Below are 18920 nucleotides of genomic sequence, written 5' to 3'. Positions count from 1 at the left end.
AAAGAGTATTGTAAGCGCTTTAATTGCGAGGGGCCGGACTTCTTGCCGTAGAACGAGATAAAGGTGGGGCGAAATGAAGCGAATACCAATGATGCTGCAGCTGATGCTGATCTTGTTCTGCGTCATGGCCATCCCGACGGCCGTTCTGACTTGGTACAGCGGGAAGCAGATTCTGCAAAATTCGGAGAACGCGATCGCGGAATCGTCGCTCGCGGGACTGAACGCGAACCGGAAATTGAACGAGAACGCGCTTAACCATTTGGCCCAGGACGCGGTGCGATTGGCCGCCACGAACATCTTCGACCGCATCCGCGGCTTTCGCACTTACAACCAGCTGAACGCGAATTACGATGACGTCGCCTACGCGCAGGCGATACTCAAGGAACTCGTGAATTTGAACCATCGGGTCGACGGCGTCTATTCCTCTTATTTCTTGCTCGAGGGAGCGAATTACGTCGTCTCGACCGACAAAGGGATCACGACGCTGGATCAATACGAGCAGACCGGTTGGATGAAGGAGGCGCTGGTTGGACGGCGGGGAATCAGCGGGGTGTGGTATCCGCGCGAATTGTACGCGGGCGTAAACGTCGTCTCGTACGTGCTGCCGCTGAACCGGCTGTCGACCACGACGCGCGGGACGCTCGTCGTCAATCTGCGCGAGAGCCAGATCGGGGAGTATTTGCGATCGTCGGAACCGGGCAACGACGGCTATATGCTCATGGCGGCCGACGGCACGATCATCTCCCACAACGACAAGACGCTGCTGCTTACTCCGGGCGGCAAGCAGCCTTTCATGCAAGAGCTTCTGGCTGACGGCAGCCGGGAAGGCTATGCGTTCCGCGAGCTGGAGGGCGTGCATCTGCTGTACACGTGGTCCCGCTCGGAATCGTACGGTTGGTGGAACGTCAACACGTTCTCGGTCGACGAGCTGATGACCAAGACGCGCGTCCTGCAGCGCAGCATCCTGTTGATCACGGTGGTGATTATTTTCGCGGGGACCGTCTTGTCCGTCTTCCTCGCGACATGGCTGTCGAGGCCGGTGCGGAAGCTTGTCAGAGCCGTGCGCGCCCGCCGTAATCTCGAAGATTCGGACAAGCGCAACGAGCTTGTTTTCCTGGATGCCGCGTTCAAACGCATGCAGGAGGAAGAGGAGGGGCTGTACAACTTGCTGCGCGAGCGCGAGCAGGATACCCGAAGCTTGGCGCTTCATAATTTGCTGCGGGGGGAAGTGGGCAGCCAGGTCGCGGAGATGTTCCCGGCGCCGTACTTTCTCGTGGCCGCGGTGTCCGTCGATAGGTACAGGCGCTACGTGAGCAAGCACAATTCGGAGACGCGGAACTACCATCGCTACCTGCTGATCGCCGAATGCGAGAAGCTGTTCACGGATGGCGTGCATGCGCGATGCGGCTATCGGGGGGATGGCTGCTTCGCCGTCGTGGTTAATTACGGACAAGCGGAGTCGGCCGGCGGCCTGGAAGGCATTCAATTCGCGCTCCATGCGCTTCGGGACAGAGCGGCCGAGCTGCTTGGCCACACCGTCACGATCGGCGTCAGCAGCCGGGCGGAGACGAGCGCCGAGGTATCGGACCGGCTGGCGGAAGCGGCGGAGGTGATCAAGCTCCGCATGATCAACGGGAGCAACGGCATCAACTTCTGGCGGGAGAACGCCGAGCGCAGCATGAAATACGTCTATCCGGCCAACAGCGAGCGGAGGATCCTTAATTTCCTGGAGCTCGGCAGCCTCGACAGCATCGTCGAGGAGCTGAGAATCATCCGCGAAGAGATTCTGGCGGTCGACTATATCGCTTACGACAACATCATGTTCATTTACAATCAACTGGTCGGCGTCACCATCAAGCACCTGCGGGAAAATAACATCAGCACCGCGCGCATCTTCGCGGGGCGAGGGAATATCTATTCCGCCATCGCTTCCGCCGACACGCTCGACGAGCTCGAAGACTACCTGTGCGCGTTCTTCAGCGAGATCATTCAGTACCTTGCCCGCAGCAAGAGCGAGGTCAATCACGGCGAGCGGATCATTCATTACCTGGAGCAGCGGTACTGCGGGGAGATCGTGTTCGAGGATATGGCGAAGGAGATCGGCATCAGCTATTCGTATATGCGCAAGATCGTGTACGAGCTGACGGGGAAGAGCTTGATGGATTACATCAACCTGCTGCGAATCGAGAAGGCGAAGCGGCTGCTGCTCGAGTCCAATCTGACCATGACGCAGATCGCCTCGGAGGTCGGCTACTTCAACGCGCAGAGCTTCAACCGGTTCTTCCGCAAATTCGAGGGCATGGCCCCGAGCAGCTATAAAGCGTCCAAGTCTCGGACCTCGTAAATGCGCGCGCCGCACAAGCGCCGATCGCCGTGCAGCATCCCAATGGAGTTGTCTTGCCGGCCGCATCGGGCCGCCGCGAGCAGCTCCATTTTTGCTAACGCCGATCAAAATTGATTCTTTGGCGGCACGCCATTCGCGCCAATCCGAAGCGATAATCAAAAATGACATGCGGGATCAATAGTAACGATTTACCGGGCTTTGGCCGGAACGCTATGATGCAGTCATAACCGAGCCGGAGCCTGGAAGCCATCCGGCGAGGAAGCCATCAGGAGAAGGAGGTGAAACCATGCGACTTGAAAACGCTCCACCTCAAAATGAAACCGCTTTAAAGCGCGTCCGGGGCGATCGGCGGATGACGCATTATCTCCGGCGCGACTGGCAGCTGTACGCGCTGCTGCTGATCCCGCTGGCATTCGTGGGGGTGTTCAAGTACGCGCCGATGTCCGGGCTCGTCCTGGCGTTCAAGAACTATAAGATCGCAAGGGGATTCTGGGGCAGCGAATGGGCCGGCTTCGACGTGTTCCGGGAAATCTTCGCCAAGCCGGACTTTGCCCGGGCGGTTCGCAACACGCTGCTGCTCAACGGCCTGGACCTGCTGTTCAGCTTCACGATGCCGATCGTGCTCGCCCTGCTGCTGAACGAGATCAAGAGCGTCCGCTTCAAGCGAATCAACCAGACGCTCTTGTATCTGCCGCACTTTCTCTCCTGGATCATTATCGGAGCGGTCGCCTACCAATTGCTCAGCGAGGGCAACGGCATGATCAATAATCTCGTCGCGCAGCTGGGCGGCACGCGCATTCCTTTCCTGCAGGAGGATCATCACTGGCTGATCAGTTACTTGGCGATCGGCGTCTGGCAGAGCATGGGGTGGGGCACGATCATCTACTTGGCTTCCATCAGCGGCATTAATCCGGAGATGTACGAAGCGGCCATCGTCGACGGCGCCGGGCGATGGCGGAAGATGTGGAACGTCACGCTGCCCTCGATTCGCGTCACCATCGTGACCCTGCTGATCCTGAATTTGGGCAAGGTGATGGAGGGATCGTTCGAGCGGGTGTTCGCCCTGCAGAACAAGGCGACCACGGAGTTCACGACGACCATCCCGGTGCTCGTCTACCGCTGGGGGATCGAGAGCGGGAACTTCAGCCGAGCGACCGCTTTAGGCTTGTTCCAAGCCATGATCGGCCTCGTGCTGGTCTTGGCGGCCGATCGCATCGCCAAGCGGCTCGGCGAAGACGGATTGTTATAGAAAGGAGGCGAACCATGAAAACAGGAAGCGGCACCCTTGCCGCGCATCGCCGAAAACGCATGGACGTCTGGGATGTGCTGATCCGCCTCATTCTGATCATCGCTTCCTTGGCTTGCCTGCTGCCGTTCGTTCATGTCGCTTCGAAATCGCTCAGCGAAGATGCCTATGTCATCGCGAACAAGGTGTATCTATGGCCCGCGGGGTTTACGATGACGGCTTACGATAAGATCTTCGCCGACGACAGCATTTTGCGGTCCTTGTACGTGTCGGTCGTCGTGACGGCGTTGTTTACCGTATTGGGGATGCTCCTTACGGTCTGCGCCGCCTATCCGTTGTCCCGGAAGCAGCTCAAGGGGCGCACGGCGCTGACCTTCGTCTTCATGTTCACCATGTATTTCAGCGGCGGGATCATTCCCGATTACATGCTGGTCAACAACCTTGGCATGCTGGATACGATATGGTCGCTGATTTTGCCGCTTTCGTTCAGCGCGTTCAATCTATTGATCATGAAGAGCTCGATCTCCTCGGGCATACCGGCAAGCCTGGAAGAATCGGCGCGGATCGACGGCGCGGGACATTTCCGCATTTTGCTGAGCATCGTCATCCCGCTGTCCAAACCGATCATCGCGACGATCGCGCTTTTCTACGCGGTCGGCCGCTGGAACGCTTATCAGGACGCCTTGTTCTACATCAAGCAAAACGTAGAGCTGCGGCCGCTGCAATTGAAGCTGTATTACCTGGTCATCCAGGCGAGCGAGAGCTTCCAGCTCGAGGCCGCCCAGGTGTCGCTGAGCAATCCCGAGGTGCTGAAAGCATCGTGCATCGTATTCGCGACGCTTCCGATTCTGTGCATCTATCCGTTCATCCAGAAGTATTTCGTTCAGGGCGTCATGCTCGGCGCCGTCAAAGAATAATTTCGTGCCTGCATGGAATCGCCCGATGCGCATTGAAAATTCATTTGTGGGGGAAAAACCGATGAACATGAAGAGAATCGCAACGCTGCTAGTGACCGTATCCGTGGCGGGCGGTCTGCTGGCGGGCTGTTCGGAGAACAACGGCAACGGCAATAACGCGGGTGCCGACAACAGCCCCAACGAGCCGGCTCCATCCGCGAGCAATACCGGAAATACCGGCGAAAAGGGCAGCTACCCCGATTATTCCAAGGGCTTCCCGGAGAAGGTCAATCTGGAGATTCCGGTCTACGAGCGCGCCTTCGAAGGCTGGAACGTCACCGACAACTACTATACGCGCTTGATTCAGAAGGAATTCGGCGACAAATACAACGTCAACGTCAAGTTCGTGCCGATCACGCGGAGCAGCGAGGTCACGGATTACGAGCAGCTGCTGGCTTCGCATAAAGCGCCGGACATCATTTTCCATTACGACATGCCGCAAGCGCTGGCGTATTACGGCGAGGACGTCATGCAGCCGCTCGACTGGAACGAGATCGCCAACTACGCGCCGACGTATTGGAAGAGCATGGGCGAGACCGATCGGAAATTCGGCATCGTGGACGGCAAAAACGCCTTCTTCTTCGCCGCGCGCCCGAATGCGGACAACAACGTGACGCTGATTCGCAAAGACTGGGTCGAGCAGGTCGGCATGAAGGTAGAGGATCTGACCTCCCTCGAGAAATTCAACGAAATGCTCCTGAAATGGAAGCAAGCGGGACTCGGCGTCGCCGGCGAAAACCTGAAGAAGAACAACTATACCTATAACTATCCCTTCCGCGATTGGCCGGTCGATGCGAAGGAACGCGCGCTCTACTCCGACCTCGGCGTTGCGGATCTGACGACCAAAGCGACCGAGAGCTACCTGCGCAACCTGAATTACGAGTACAACAACGGTTTGGTCGACAAAGAGTTCTACCTGCGCGACGACGATAACAAGACCAAGGCCGAGTTCGTCGCGGGCAAGACGGGCAACTACGCGTTCTATCTCGCCAATAATACCGATGTGCTCTCCGCCACGCTGAAGAACGATCCGAAGGCGCAATTCGCCGTGCTGCCTCCGGAAGCCATCGTCCCGGAAGGTCTTAAACCGCAAGGACGCGCTTACTGGCCGTTCGGCCTGATCATGGGCATCAATTACGAATCGACCGACATGGAACGCGCCGCGGTATGGATGTACCTGGAATGGATGAGCCAGCCGGATAACCTGTTCCTGCTGCAGAACGGGATCGAAGGCCAGAACTATACGCTCGATGCAGACGGGATTGCCGTGCAGACCGCGGGTTTCGCCGGCGAATCCAAGACGTCCAACAACAATAACAAGGACTATTGGGCGCTGGTCACCGAGGTGGCGCAGTATTCCACGCCGGAGGTGACCCGGAAGGCTTATCTCCGCAACTGGTCGCCCAAGGGCTTCGAGTATCTGGCGGAGGATATTCTGAAAAATTACGACAAGGTTGCCGAATACCGCACGCCGGACGCGTTGTTCAACGTCGTGCTCGAGAAGGTGAACGAGTACAAGGCCGATCTGAATTCGCTCTTCCAGGAGTTGTACGTGAAGTGCGTCATCGCGCCGGAAGCCGAGTTCGACGCGACCTACGAGGATGCCAAGAAGACCTACCTCGACGCGGGCTACCAGGAGATCCTCGACGAGAAGCAAGCCGCGATCGACGCGGGTAAATTCAACTAAGGCGGCCGGTATTTATTCCCGGCAATGGAGGTAAGGAGATGTTGAAGCTAGACGCGAATCCATCGGAGCTGAAGGAAGTTATCGGACGCGTGGCGGACTATACCCTCGGGATGGATCTAACGTGGGATTGGCCTTGCGGCGTCGCCTATTACGGCGTCAGCCGGGCGTTCGAAGCGACGGGCGATCAGGCGTATCTCGAACGGATGGCGGCATGGTGCGACGAGTACGTCGAGGTCGGCCTTCCGTCATGGAACGTGAATACGTGCGCGATGGGGCATATGCTGCTGACTCTGTACGAACGCGCGAAGGAGCAGAAGTACCTCGACCTCATCCTGAGCAAGATCGATTATCTCGAGAACAAGGCGCTCCGATTCGAGGACCGGGTGCTGCAGCATACGGTCTCGAGCAACAACGATTTTCCGGAGCAGTGCTGGGCGGATACGCTGTTCATGGCCGCGTATTTCCTGCTGCGCGCGGGCGTCATGCTCGGCGAGAAGCCGCTGATCGAGGATGCGCTGCACCAGTATTACTGGCATGTCAATTATTTGCAGGACGAGGAGAAGGGGCTCTGGTACCACGGTTACGATAACCTGACGAAGGGCCATATGTCCGGCATGTATTGGGGGCGAGCCAACGCTTGGGCGGCCTATACGATGTCCCGCGTGGGCGCCGTGCTGCCGCAGGGCTACCTGTATCCGAACTTTATGCATGTGGGCGGTTCCCTGCGGGACCAGCTTGCCGCGATCAAAGTCCTGCAGAGGGAAGACGGCTTATGGGGCACGGTGCTGGATTACCCGGGATCCTACGGCGAGGTGTCGGCGACGGCGGGCATCGCGGCCGCGATGGTGAACATGGGCAACCCCCTGCACTCGAAATACGTGCAGCGCGCGCTGGACGGCACGCTTGCGAATATCGCGGCCAACGGCAGGGTCATGAACGTATCCGGAGGCACGGCGGTGATGAACGACTTGGCGGGCTACCTTGCCGTGCCGAAGCGATGGGCGCAGGGCTGGGGCCAAGGACTCGCGCTCGCGCTGCTGGCGGCCGTGCTGGAAAATCAAGCCTGACCTAGCCGTTCCACTTGCGATAGCGGGTCGGATTCGTCCCGATCAACCGCTTGAACGTCCGGTTGAAATGCGCGAATTGCTCGAAGCCGACCTGTTCGGAAATATCCGCGACCTTCAGGCTCGACTTGGCGAGCAAGGCCTGCGCTTCGCGGATGCGGGCCAGATTCAGGTAGCCGATGACGGTGAAGCCCGTCACGCTCCGGAACATCCGGCTGAAATACGAGGGACTCATCCCGAATCGGTCGGCGAGCGAAGGAAGCGACAGCTTCTCCCGGTAATGGGCGTTCATGAATTTCACGACCTCGGCCATCAGCCGATGCGACGGGCTCAGCGGATCTTCGGTCGCCGGCACCTCGGCATCCTTCAGGCGCGAGGCGAATAATAAGAGTTGAGACAAGAGAAGGCGGAGCGATAATTCGAATCCGTCTTCTTGCTGTTTGATCTCGTCCGTCATTTTGCGGAAGAGCTCTTCCGCATGCCACTGCTCCTGCGGCTTTAACCGGTATTGATGACGATCCCGTTCGAACAGCCGAAGCAGCTCGGGACGGAACATCGGATGCCCGTCGCCGAGAAAGGCATCGCTGAAGTTGATGACGATCCGCTCGTGCTGCGGGGACCCGAGCACCGAGGTTTTATGGACGTCATGCTTGTTAATGAAGATCAGATCGCCCGCGGCAACGGAATACATGCTGTCCTTGATGAAATATTGACGCCGTCCGGACAGCAGATAATAGACCTCGTACGTGCTGTGGTAATGATTGTAGGCTTCGAAGGGCGTCGTGCGGTTGACCTGCTGCAGAAAAAAGTCCCCTTCTTCCTCGCCGTAATGGACGGTTATCGTTTCTTTGGGCTGCATGGCATCACCTCATGGCAAAAAAGATCATAATACCTGCGATTATAACAAAAAAGGACAATACTTAAAACTTATATTGTCCTATCATAAGGGTGTAGGTTGAACAAGCGAGGGAGGAATTCGGTTGAAAGCCTTTATGGATGAACGATTTCTGCTCGGCAGCGAAACGGCGTGCCGGCTTTATTACGATTATGCGGCCAAGATGCCGATCATCGACTATCATTGCCACCTGGATCCCCGCGAGATCGCCGAGAACAGAAGGTTCGGCAACCTGACGGAAGCGTGGCTGTACGGCGATCACTACAAATGGCGGGCCATGCGGGCGAACGGCGTGACGGAGCCCTACGTGACCGGCGGCGAGGGAATATCCGACTATGACCGATTCCTGGCTTACGCGCGCACGGTCCCGCAGGCGATCGGCAACCCGCTCTACCATTGGTCGCATCTGGAGCTTCGCCGTACGTTCGGCGTGGACGACATCATCCACGAGGGCAATGCGGCAGCGATCTGGAACAAGGCGCAGGCGGTCTTCGACGGAAAGGGCATCACCGTGCGCGATTTGATCCAAGCGAGCGACGTGAGGGTCATTTGCACGACGGACGACCCGGCGGATTCGCTCGAGCATCATGCCTTCATCCGCCAAGACCCGACGATCGATGCGCAGGTGCTGCCTTCGTTCCGCCCGGATAAAGCATTGAACATCCGCGCCGCCGCCTTCCTGCCTTGGATCGGCCGATTGGAAGCGGCATGCGGAACGAAGATCGGTGATTACGCCGCGTTCTTGGAAGCGCTTAAGTCGAGAGTCGGCTATTTCGACCGGATGGGCTGCCGGTTGTCGGATCATGCCCTTGACGAGGTGCCGTTCGCGCCGTGCTCGGAAGCGGAAGCAGGCGCGATATTCGCGAAAGCGATCCGGGGCGAAACGGTCGGCGAGCTAGAGGAGCAGCGCTACAAAACCTTCACGCTGCTGCAGCTCGGCAGATGGTATGCCGAGAAAAACTGGGCGATGCAGCTGCATCTCCATGCCCATCGCAACAACAACGGACGCATGTTATCCCGTCTCGGTCCGGATACCGGCTATGATTCGATCGGCGACGGACGGCTGGCCGGCGCGCTCGTGGGACTGCTCGACGCCTGGGAAAACGAAGGCGCGCTGCCCCGTACGATCTTGTATTCCTTGAATCCGAAGGACAACGACGTGCTGGCTTCGATCATCGGCTCCTTCCAAGGCGGAGGCATTCCGGGCAAGATCCAGTTCGGCTCCGCATGGTGGTTCAACGATACGAAGGACGGCATGCTCGCGCAGCTGTCGGCGCTCTCGAACATGGGGCTGCTCGGCCGGTTCATCGGCATGCTGACCGATTCGCGCAGCTTCCTGTCCTTTACGCGGCACGAGTATTTCCGACGGATCGTATGCCATATGCTCGGCGATTGGGTCGAACGGGGCGAAGCTCCGCATGACATGGCTTGGCTTGGCGGCATCGTGCAGGATATCGCCTACCGCAACGCGGAGCGTTATTTCCGGTTCGGTTCGCCGGCGGGCGCGGAAAGCGGGGGGTTGGCCCATGTCCAAGCTTGATCCGGCAAGCTCCGGTCCGCGGCGGATCGGGCAGGCCGCGCTGGCTGCGGCCGAGCGGGAAGAGTGGCAGCGCCAGCGGGAGCTGCCGATTAAAGTGCTGCAGATCGGGGAAGGCAATTTTCTGCGCGGGTTCGCCGATTGGATGCTGCAGGCGTGCAATCGCCGCGGGCTTCTGAACGGAAGCGTCGCGGTTACCCAGCCGCGTCCGACGGGCAAGCCGCATCTGGATAAGCTGAAGGAGCAGGAGGGCGCCTATACGCTGCTCGTGCGGGGTTTGCGCGACGGCAGGCCTGTCGAGGAGAAGGAGACGATCACGGTCTTCTCCCGCATGATCGACCCGTACGAGGAGTGGGAAGCCTTCCTGGAGCTGGCCGAGCTTCCGGAGCTGGAATTCGTCATCTCCAATACGACGGAAGCGGGGCTCGTATATCAGCCGTGCGAATGGTTGGAGACGGTCCCGGTGCTGTCGTACCCGGGGAAGCTGACCGCGTTCCTGTACAGACGCTTTACCCGATTCGGCGGCGATCCGGCGCGCGGGCTGATCCATCTGCCGTGCGAGCTGCTGGACCGCAACGGCGAACGGCTGTCGGCCGCCGTGCTGCGCCATGCCGAGGATTGGGGCTTGCCCGAAGCATTCAAGGCGTGGGTCCGGGATGCCAACCGGTTCCTGAACACGCTGGTCGACCGCATCGTCACCGGTTATCCGGAGGACGCGGATGCGCTATTCGGCCGCTGGGGGTACGCGGATCCGCTGCTTACGACCGCCGAGCCTTATTATTTCTGGGCGATTCAAGGGGAACGCGAGCTGGAAGCGAGACTGCCGCTCGCGCAGGCCGGCTTGAACGTGAAGTGGGTCGATGACCTGACGCCGTATCAGCTGCGCAAAGTGCGCCTGCTGAACGGAGCGCATACGATCTTGGCCACGATCGGACTCGTGAAGGGGCTTCGTGAAGTCCGCGAAGCGCTGGAGCATCCGGAGCTGGGACCGCGATTGATGCAGGGGCTGTTCGAGGAGATCGTGCAGGCGGTGCCGCTAGATCGCGGCGAATTGGCGGCCTACGCGAACGAGACGCTGGACCGGTTCCGCAATCCGTATATGAAGCACCGATTGGCCGATATCGCCTTGAACAGCCTGTCGAAATGGAAAACGAGGCTGCTTCCGACCTTGAAGGCGCATTGGCAGCGCACCGGAGAAATCCCGGACGTGCTGGCGGAGTCGCTTGCCGGCTTGCTTCGGTTGTACCGCCCCGCGGAAAGGGCCGGTCCGTACACCTCGCGCCTGCCGGACGGTTCAAGCTTTGCGATCCGCGACGATCAGGCATTGCTGGAGCTGATCCGGGAGGCGTGGGAGCCTTATCATGCCGGCGGGGGAGCTGCCGACGGCTTGGCGATCAGCGTCCATCAACTGCTTGCGCTGACCGCGCTCTGGGACGAGGATTTGACGCGTTATCCCGGTCTTGCGGACGAGGTTGCGCGGCATCTGGCAGGCTGGGAGGCGGATGCCCGATGAACGCTGCCGTGAGCCTGCATCCCGATGACGACGTCGTCGTCGCGCTCCGGGATTTGAAGGACGGCGAGACGATCGGGCTGCCGGACGCGGAAGGCGGACCGGCCGTGAAGGTGATCGGCGAGGTGCCGAGAGGGCATAAGCTGGCGATTCGCCCGATTCCGGCCGGCCGGCATGTCCGCAAATTCGGGTATTCGATCGGGCTTGCCCAATCGGATATTCAGGCCGGCGGCTGGGTGCACACGCATAACGTCCGCACGGGGCTGGGCGCGCTGCTCGATTACCGTTACGAGCCCGTCGCGCTGGCCGATCCCGCAAGCGCGCGCGGGGCTTCGTTTCTCGGTTACGAGCGGGACAACGGCGACGTTGGCATCCGCAACGAGATTTGGATTATCAATACGGTCGGCTGCATCAACAAAACATGCGAGTTGCTGGCGAAGAATGGAACGCAACGCTTCGCGGGGCGGGGCATCGACGGGGTGTTTCATTTCGCGCATCCGTTCGGCTGCTCGCAACTGGGCGACGACTTGACCCATACCCGCCGGCTGCTCGCGGCGCTTGCCGGTCACGGCAACGCGGCGGGCGTGCTGATCGTCGGCCTCGGCTGCGAGAACAATCAGATCGACGGGATGAAGGAGCTGCTCGGGGAACAGGGCGGGCGCATCCGGTATCTCCGCGCGCAGGACGAAGACGACGAGCTGGAGGCCGGCATGCGGCTGCTGGAAGAACTGGCGGCATTCGCGGAGCGGTTCGAACGCAAGCCCGTTCCGCTCGCCAAGCTGAAGATGGGTCTGAAATGCGGCGGCTCGGACGGTTTCTCCGGCATGACGGCCAATCCGCTCGTCGGCCGTGTCGCGGATATCGTGACGGCGGAAGGCGGGATGGCGCTGCTGACGGAGGTGCCCGAGATGTTCGGGGCGGAGACGATCCTGATGAACCGCGCGGCCGACGAAGGGGTGTTCGACAAGATCGTGGACCTGGTCAACGATTTCAAGCACTATTTTATCCGGCACGGGCAAGAGATCTACGAGAACCCGTCTCCCGGCAACAAAGCCGGCGGCATCACGACGCTCGAGGAGAAATCGCTCGGCTGCACGCAGAAAGGCGGCACGGCCCGCGTGACGGACGTGCTGCCGTACGGCGTCCGCGCAGCGAAGCCAGGGCTGAACCTGATTCAAGGCCCAGGCAACGATCTGGTGTCGGTCACGGCGCTCGCGGCGGCCGGCGCGCATATCGTCCTGTTCACGACGGGGCGGGGCACGCCGTTCGGCGGTCCGGTGCCGACGGTGAAACTCTCCACGAACAGCGAGCTTGCGATGAAGAAGCGGAACTGGATCGACTTCGACGCGGGGCGCCTCCTAAGCGGAACAAGCATGCAGGCGTTGACGGAAGAGCTGTTCGAGTATGTGCTCGGGCTCGCTTCGGGCGAGATCCGCACGAACGGCGAGCGGAACGGCTACAAGGAAATCGGGATTTTCAAGGACGGCGTTATTTTATAATCAGGGAGGAAGTTCGACATGAACAAAAAAAGATACGTGCTCGTCGGCACGGGAGGCAGGGCCGAGTTCTTCTACGGCGCGATCGCCTCGCAATACAAGGAGACCTCCGAGCTTGCCGCTTTCTGCGACACCAACCAGACGCGGATGAATTACGCGAACAAATTGCTGCGGGATAGCTATGCTTATCCGCCGGTCGCGACGTACAAGACGCAGGATTTCGACCGCATGATCGAGGAACAGAAGCCGGATGCCGTGATCGTCACCAGCGTCGACCGCACGCATCATACGTATATCATTCGCGCCATGGAGCTCGGCTGCGACGTCATTACCGAGAAGCCGATGACGGTGGACGAGCGCAAATGCCAGGACATTCTGGACGCCGTCGAGCGTACGGGCCGCAATGTGCGCGTCACGTTCAATTACCGTTATGCCCCGCATCATACCAAAGCCAGAGAACTGATCATGGACGGCGCGATCGGCCAAGTCACGTCGGTTCATTTCGAATGGCTGCTGAACACGATGCACGGGGCGGATTACTTCCGCAGATGGCATCGGGACAAGCGCAACAGCGGCGGCTTGCTCGTGCATAAGTCGACCCATCATTTCGATCTGGTCAACTTTTGGATCGGCTCGCAGCCGGAGGAAGTGTTCGCTTACGGCGACCTGCTCTACTACGGCAAGGAAAATGCCGAACGGCGCGGGGTAACGGAATTCTACGAGCGCGCGACGGGCAATCCGAACGCCACCGGGGATCCGTTCGCCCTCCATCTCGACGAGAACGCGCATCTGAAGGGCATGTACCTGGACGCCGAGCACGAGGACGGCTACCGCCGAGATCAGAGCGTCTTCGGCGACGGCATCAGCATCGAGGATACGATGGGCGTCATGGTCCGCTACAAGAATAACGCGATCCTCACCTACTCGCTCAATGCTTATATGCCTTGGGAAGGTTACCGGATCGCGTTCAACGGCACGAAGGGTCGTCTGGAGATGACGATCGTCGAGCAATCGTACGTCAATTCCGGCGGCGACAAATCGCTCGAAGGCGCATTGAAAGACAAGCGCATCATTCTGTTCCCGATGTGGGAGCCTCCCGTGGAGATCGAACTGGAGGAAGAAAGCGAAGGCGGACACGGCGGCGGCGATCCGGTGCTGCTCAACGACATCTTCGGCACGCCGGTGGAAGACCGGTTCCGCCGCGCGGCCAACCATGTCGACGGCGCGCGCTCGATCTTGACCGGCATCGCGGCGAACAAGTCGATCCGCACCGGTCAGCCGGTGAAAGTGTCCGAGCTCGTGAAATTCCGCGGGTAGCCTCGACGCGTGCGGAGCGGATCGCATGGTTGGCATTTAGATGGTTGAAGAGACGCGCAGTTATTCCGTGTGAGCGGAGTAGCTGCGTGTCTTTGAATTTGACAAAAGTGTGGGACATTCGCTGACGGAATCGTTATGATAACGGTATGGCGCGGCAAGCAGGGCACATGTCGTGCAGGGCGTAATTCAAAGCTCGATCACGATAGCATAGGAGGGAATTAAGGTGTCCGAGGCACGACGAGATACGGCCGAGTACCCAATGGCGAACATTCCCGCCGGCGTGATTCAATTGCGGGACGATCGCATCCATAAGAGTTGGACGGTCGAAGTGGATGCTTTCCTGCTTGCTCCCGTCCCGGTCACGCAAGCGTTATACGCCTCGCTCGCGCACGGAACGAGCGGACTACTTGACCAGCCGAAAGCGCCGGTCACGGAGGTCTCCTGGCAGGACGCGGTACAATTTTGCAATCTGCTCTCCCGACAGTCCGGGCTGGACGACTATTATTCGGTCAGCGATGGCGGCGAGAAGGTCGTCCGCAACCGGGGAGCGAACGGGTACCGCCTGCCGACGGAAGCGGAATGGCAGTATGCGTGCAGAGCCGGTACGACGGGATACCGGTACGGCGAGCTGGACGAGATCGCGTGGTATCGCGGGAACGCCGAAGGCAGGGTCCGGGACGTGGGCGGCAAGGCACCGAACGCGTGGGGACTTTACGATATGCTGGGAAACGTGTGGGAGTGGTGCTGGGATCAATACGACGCGGACGTATACGGCCCCTATCGGGTCTTTCGCGGAGGAAGCTGGGCGGAAGAAGCAAGAGGGTGCGGAGCGACTTGCCGTCGACGCAGCCACCCGACGTTTCGCATCGACGATCTCGGCTTTCGGCTGGCCGGATCGCTGCAGCCGTCGAACTGAATACGCACCCGCGCGAGGCGGCCGGCGTCATGAACGGGCTGCCTCTTTCCCGTACGCCGGAACGCTCAACGGGACGTTTGCAAGACATTAAATCTTTCGCGCCCGCGAATTGTGTTAAAATCCATAGTACATGTTCGGGCGGCGAGGCGCTGACGCGGCAATAGGACGCGGCGATAGTCGATTCCGCTTCATAAGACGACGAGCCAAGAATCAAATGAGAGCGCTTACGAAAGGCGTTTCCGGCTCGGCATCGGGGAGTGGCAACACCGGCTGACGATCATCCTAAGCGCCTTGACCGTCTAAATCGCCCCGCTGCTTTAATAAATGAACGGCAACGGCTGGCCAAGGCCTATCTGGGAATCAGCCGCTTGCGGAAAGGAGAGCGCCCATGTTCTATTCCCTGCGAAATCGCCTGATCGTGGCCTTCGTGCTGCTGTTCGTGCTGGCCTTCGGCGCGCTGTCGATTCTGCTGTTCAATCAATCCCGTTCCATTATCCGCTCCTATATCGAATCGTCGGCGCTGGAGAAAATGGACGAATACGGCTCCTATATCGACATGGTCCAGACGCAAACCTACGACCTGGCCTCGTTGGTGTTCAACAGCTCCACGACGGACGAATGGGACGATGCCGTGTCCGATCCGGCGCTCACGGACGGCGAGAAGATGCTGGCCCATTTGAAGATGAGCAAATTCCTGACGCAGACGACGACCAGCTACTCCAGCGTGTCTTCCGTCTCGCTGTACCGGCGGGAGGGCATGTGGGTCAGCATGAACAACCAGGTCGTCAAGGACGGCGCCTTCCTTGGGCAGGAATGGTACAAGAACTTCACGACGCAGAGCGTCCGCTGGCTCGCCGCCCATACCGACGACGTCGAGATCCGGGTCAACAACAACACTCACCCGGTGGTCAGCATGCTGATGCCGATCGGGACGTTCGAGCCCGCGCAGGCTAAGGTTTCGCTGAAGGTCAACGTAAGCGCGGATTATTTCCTCGAGCCGCTGAACCGGATTCATCTCGGGGGCAGCGGAACGATCTACCTGCTGGACCAGAACGGCAGCCCGTTATTGTCCCAGGCCGATTACGACACCCGCGTGGAGACGCAGAGCGAGGTGAAGGCCGTCCAGGACGGCTGGCGCAAGCAGGGCGTCATTTATTTCACGAACGCCAAGGGGCAGGATCAGATCATGGTCTACAAAAAGCTGTCGTTGAACGGCTGGATGCTGGTCGGTTTCGTCTCCGAGCGCGATCTGTACGCGCAGCTCTTCAACCTGCGCAACAGCATCGTCCTGCTGGCGGCGCTGCTGCTGCTGCTGTCCTTGTTCATCGCTTTCTGGCTGTCCCACGGCATCACGAAGCCGCTCTCGCGGCTCGTCTCTTCCATGCGCCACGTTCAGCGGGGCGACTTCGACAGCGCCGAGAGCCGGCTGCCTCCCGCGGGGGACGTGCGCAACGAAGTCGGGTTCGCGACCGCGACGTTCCGCAACATGGTCGGGCGGCTCCGGCATCACATCCGCAACGAATTCGAGCTGAAGCTGCTGCGGCAGCAGGCCGAGTACAAGGCCTTGCTCATGCAGATCAATCCGCATTTCATGTTCAACACGCTGGAGCTGCTCAGCAGCCTCGCGATGCAGAAGCGCACCGACGATACGGTCGCGGTCATCGAATCGCTGGGCAAGATGCTCCGGTTCTCGCTCAAAATCAACGACGACTTGATCGGATTGCGCGAAGAGCTCAAGTACGTGCGCGATTACGCGATGATTCTGCAAATCCGCTTCGGCGACCGGCTGCGGCTGACGATCGAGGAAGAAGGCGACCTGGAGCATGTGACGGTCGTCAAGTTCATCCTGCAGCCGCTGATCGAAAACGCCGTCAAATTCGCCTATGCGCGGCAGGCGGAAGCGCGCGTGGCCGTAGGGGCGCGGCGCGCGGACGGACGCATCGTGCTTACCGTGGCCGACAACGGAGCGGGGATGGACGAGCTGCAGCGGCGGAGACTGCTGGAGCTGGCCGATGCCGCGCGTCCCCATCAGGCGTTGACCGGCGGCGACCGCCAGATCGGTCTCGGCAACGTGCTTGCCCGCTGCCGGTTGTATTACGGTTCGCTCTTCGAGGTCCGCATCGCTTCCTCCGAAGGCGAAGGGACCCGGATCGAGCTGATTTTACCCGTACAGGAGGCGTTAAGGCATGTACAGATTGCTGATCGTGGATGACGAGCCGGAAATTCGGCTGGGCTTGAAATTGAAAATCGATGCGGACCGGCTCGGTCTCGAGCTGGCGGGCGAGGCGTCCAACGGGCTCGAAGCGCTCGAGCTGCTGGAGAACGAAGAGATCGACATCGTGCTGACCGATATGAACATGCCCCTCATGGACGGCGTGTCGTTCCTCGAGGCCTGCCGGGAGCGGCATCCGGACGCGCGGCTTGTCGTCATTACCGGCTATGAGGATTTCAACTACGCGCGGGCGGCCCATCGTCACCATGCGAGCGATTATCTGCTCAAGCCGGTCGCCCGGGACGAGCTGGACGCGGTGCTGGCGAAGATCGCGGCGGAGCTCGACGGGGAACGCGACGAGCTGAAGCGTGAGGAGCTTGCCCGCTGGGAGCTGTCCCAATATTACAAGGAAATGAGAGAGCATTTCATCGTGCGGCTGGTCAAAGGCGAATCGGACCGCGAGAGCGCCGTGCTGGACCGGGCCGCCAGATTCGGGCTCGAAACCTGGGCGCGGCGGGAGGCGCGGTTCCTGACCGTGGGCCTTCGCCATCGGGATGCTGCGGCTGCCGAGCCCGCGCTTGAACGAACGCCGGACCGGTTCCTGCTGCCGCTCGAGCTGATTTGCCGGGAGAAGGAAGAGACCTCCGGCGCTTCCTGCGCGGCTTTCCGGGATGCCAACTATCCGGGGCTGATTCATTTCGTCACGGTGGAAAGCGAAGACTGGCTGCGGGCGTTCGCCGCGGAGCTGGACGCGCTGGTGCGCGAGCTGCTCGGCTTCGAGCTGGCGGCCGGAATCGGACAGAACGCCGCCGGCTTCGGCCAGTGGAAGGAAGGCTATCTCTCCGCGCTGCTGGCCTGGAATCTGTCGGACGGCGGGACGGACAACGACGGGGACGTCTCCGGCGAACAAGCGGCGCTGTCCGGGGAAGAAATCAACGTGATCGAGCGCTATCTGGAGCGAGGCGAGCTCGCGGCGCTGGAACGGGCGGTGAGCCAGTCGCTTCGCAAGGCGATGGCGTCCTCCCGCTCGCGCTTCGTCAAGGCGATCTTCCAGCTCTATCTCGTGTTCGAACCGCATGCGCACGAGGCGCGCGTACGGCTGGACAGCTCGGAACAGCTATGGATCCGGCCCGAGCTGGCGCTTGCCCTCGACACGGTCGACCGGGCCGTCCGCTTCCTCGCCGGCATCGCGGCCAAGATCGACCGCCGGCGCAGAAGCGAGGCGGGCGAAGGGGAAGCTTCGCTAATGGACGCCGTGCTTCGGTACATCGGCGAGAATTACATGTCGGAGCTGAACCTGACCCAGATCGCCGAGCGATTCAATTACAATCCGTCTTATTTCTCGGAGATGTTCAAGAACAAGATCGGCAAGACGTTCATCCAGTACCTGACCGATGCCCGCATGGCCCAGGCGGTACGGCTGCTCGAGGGAACGGAGCTCGGCTTGTGGGACATCGCCGAGCTGACGGGCTTCTCCAATGCCAGTTATTTCAGCTCCAAATTCAAGCGGATGTTCGGCATGTCTCCCTCGGATTACCGGCAGCGGGCATCCGGGAAGAAAGGACCGGATGGCTCGTAGACATGCCGGACGATCTGCTCTGACGGTACGGGCGGTCCGCTCGTAACGGTATGGCGGTCAACCCGTAACGCGCCGCGCCGCCTCCGCCCGGACCGCAACTGAAAAAATCGCAAGCCAACTGCCGAAGAAATAGAATTCAGCGGATGCGGCGGTCCGCTTAT

At 60.2% G+C, this 18920-nt stretch carries 13 protein-coding genes; 12 read left to right on the top strand and 1 reads right to left on the bottom strand.

The window, feature by feature from the left end; translation table 11 throughout:
• The first annotated feature begins 73 nt into the window (after positions 1 to 73).
• The 5 genes from AC50YL_RS22195 (at position 74) to AC50YL_RS22175 (ending at position 7300) form a co-directional block, all read left to right on the top strand.
• A complete protein-coding gene (locus AC50YL_RS22195; RefSeq protein ID WP_494834798.1) occupies positions 74 to 2344 on the top strand; it encodes a helix-turn-helix domain-containing protein in 2271 nt (756 codons plus the stop codon).
• A gap of 352 nt (positions 2345 to 2696) precedes the next feature.
• Positions 2697 to 3593 (top strand): ABC transporter permease, encoded by an 897-nt coding sequence (locus AC50YL_RS22190; RefSeq protein ID WP_494834797.1) that lies wholly within the window; start codon positions 2697 to 2699, stop codon positions 3591 to 3593.
• Between the two features lie 14 nt (positions 3594 to 3607).
• The gene (locus AC50YL_RS22185; protein WP_494834796.1) at positions 3608 to 4507 is read left to right on the top strand and encodes a carbohydrate ABC transporter permease; all 900 of its coding nucleotides are present in this window, start codon (positions 3608 to 3610) and stop codon (positions 4505 to 4507) included.
• Between the two features lie 61 nt (positions 4508 to 4568).
• Positions 4569 to 6233 carry a type 2 periplasmic-binding domain-containing protein gene (locus AC50YL_RS22180; RefSeq protein ID WP_494834795.1) on the top strand — a complete coding sequence of 555 codons (1665 nt, stop codon included), beginning with the start codon at positions 4569 to 4571 and terminating at the stop codon, positions 6231 to 6233.
• A 38-nt stretch (positions 6234 to 6271) separates the two neighbouring features.
• Positions 6272 to 7300, top strand: coding sequence for a glycoside hydrolase family 88/105 protein (locus AC50YL_RS22175; RefSeq protein ID WP_494834794.1), 1029 nt, complete (start codon positions 6272 to 6274; stop codon positions 7298 to 7300).
• Position 7301: 1 nt separating this feature from the next.
• Here AC50YL_RS22175 and AC50YL_RS22170 read toward each other — a convergent pair whose 3' ends face one another.
• Entirely contained in the window at positions 7302 to 8156 is an 855-nt protein-coding gene (locus AC50YL_RS22170; RefSeq protein ID WP_494834793.1) for a helix-turn-helix domain-containing protein, read from the bottom strand.
• Between the two features lie 121 nt (positions 8157 to 8277).
• Between AC50YL_RS22170 and uxaC the strand changes: the two genes are divergently transcribed.
• The 7 genes from uxaC (at position 8278) to AC50YL_RS22135 (ending at position 18759) form a co-directional block, all read left to right on the top strand.
• A complete protein-coding gene (gene uxaC / locus AC50YL_RS22165) occupies positions 8278 to 9732 on the top strand; it encodes a glucuronate isomerase (protein WP_494834792.1) in 1455 nt (484 codons plus the stop codon).
• Positions 9719 to 11242, top strand: a complete 1524-nt coding sequence (locus tag AC50YL_RS22160) for a tagaturonate reductase (RefSeq protein WP_494834791.1) — start codon at positions 9719 to 9721, stop codon at positions 11240 to 11242. Before uxaC ends, AC50YL_RS22160 begins: the two co-directional genes overlap by 14 nt.
• Entirely contained in the window at positions 11239 to 12738 is a 1500-nt protein-coding gene (locus AC50YL_RS22155) for a UxaA family hydrolase (RefSeq protein WP_494834789.1), read from the top strand. The genes AC50YL_RS22160 and AC50YL_RS22155 overlap by 4 nt, the downstream gene beginning before the upstream one ends.
• 18 nt (positions 12739 to 12756) lie before the next feature.
• The gene (locus AC50YL_RS22150) at positions 12757 to 14052 is read left to right on the top strand and encodes a Gfo/Idh/MocA family protein (protein WP_494834787.1); all 1296 of its coding nucleotides are present in this window, start codon (positions 12757 to 12759) and stop codon (positions 14050 to 14052) included.
• Between the two features lie 259 nt (positions 14053 to 14311).
• Positions 14312 to 14968 carry a formylglycine-generating enzyme family protein gene (locus tag AC50YL_RS22145; RefSeq protein ID WP_494835278.1) on the top strand — a complete coding sequence of 219 codons (657 nt, stop codon included), beginning with the start codon at positions 14312 to 14314 and terminating at the stop codon, positions 14966 to 14968.
• Between the two features lie 388 nt (positions 14969 to 15356).
• Entirely contained in the window at positions 15357 to 17180 is a 1824-nt protein-coding gene (locus tag AC50YL_RS22140) for a cache domain-containing sensor histidine kinase (protein ID WP_494834786.1), read from the top strand.
• Entirely contained in the window at positions 17155 to 18759 is a 1605-nt protein-coding gene (locus tag AC50YL_RS22135) for a response regulator (RefSeq protein WP_494834785.1), read from the top strand. The genes AC50YL_RS22140 and AC50YL_RS22135 overlap by 26 nt, the downstream gene beginning before the upstream one ends.
• Positions 18760 to 18920 lie beyond the last annotated feature (161 nt).

Source organism: Paenibacillus sp. J22P277 (assembly GCF_059383675.1).
Note: the sequence above shows the minus strand (reverse complement) of the source record. Positions and strands in the feature narration are given on the sequence as shown.

Bases quoted from the DNA above. Each gene is read 5' to 3' on its own strand.
- AC50YL_RS22150 (WP_494834787.1), top strand. From the start codon at position 12,757: ATGAACAAAAAAAGATACGTGCTCGTCGGCACGGGAGGCAGGGCCGAG.
- AC50YL_RS22175 (WP_494834794.1), top strand. From the start codon at position 6,272: ATGTTGAAGCTAGACGCGAATCCATCGGAGCTGAAGGAAGTTATCGGA.
- AC50YL_RS22180 (WP_494834795.1), top strand. From the start codon at position 4,569: ATGAACATGAAGAGAATCGCAACGCTGCTAGTGACCGTATCCGTGGCG.
- AC50YL_RS22155 (WP_494834789.1), top strand. From the start codon at position 11,239: ATGAACGCTGCCGTGAGCCTGCATCCCGATGACGACGTCGTCGTCGCG.
- AC50YL_RS22140 (WP_494834786.1), top strand. From the start codon at position 15,357: ATGTTCTATTCCCTGCGAAATCGCCTGATCGTGGCCTTCGTGCTGCTG.
- AC50YL_RS22190 (WP_494834797.1), top strand. From the start codon at position 2,697: ATGACGCATTATCTCCGGCGCGACTGGCAGCTGTACGCGCTGCTGCTG.
- AC50YL_RS22195 (WP_494834798.1), top strand. From the start codon at position 74: ATGAAGCGAATACCAATGATGCTGCAGCTGATGCTGATCTTGTTCTGC.
- AC50YL_RS22145 (WP_494835278.1), top strand. From the start codon at position 14,312: ATGGCGAACATTCCCGCCGGCGTGATTCAATTGCGGGACGATCGCATC.
- AC50YL_RS22135 (WP_494834785.1), top strand. From the start codon at position 17,155: ATGTACAGATTGCTGATCGTGGATGACGAGCCGGAAATTCGGCTGGGC.
- AC50YL_RS22160 (WP_494834791.1), top strand. From the start codon at position 9,719: ATGTCCAAGCTTGATCCGGCAAGCTCCGGTCCGCGGCGGATCGGGCAG.
- AC50YL_RS22170 (WP_494834793.1), bottom strand. From the start codon at position 8,156: ATGCAGCCCAAAGAAACGATAACCGTCCATTACGGCGAGGAAGAAGGG.
- AC50YL_RS22185 (WP_494834796.1), top strand. From the start codon at position 3,608: ATGAAAACAGGAAGCGGCACCCTTGCCGCGCATCGCCGAAAACGCATG.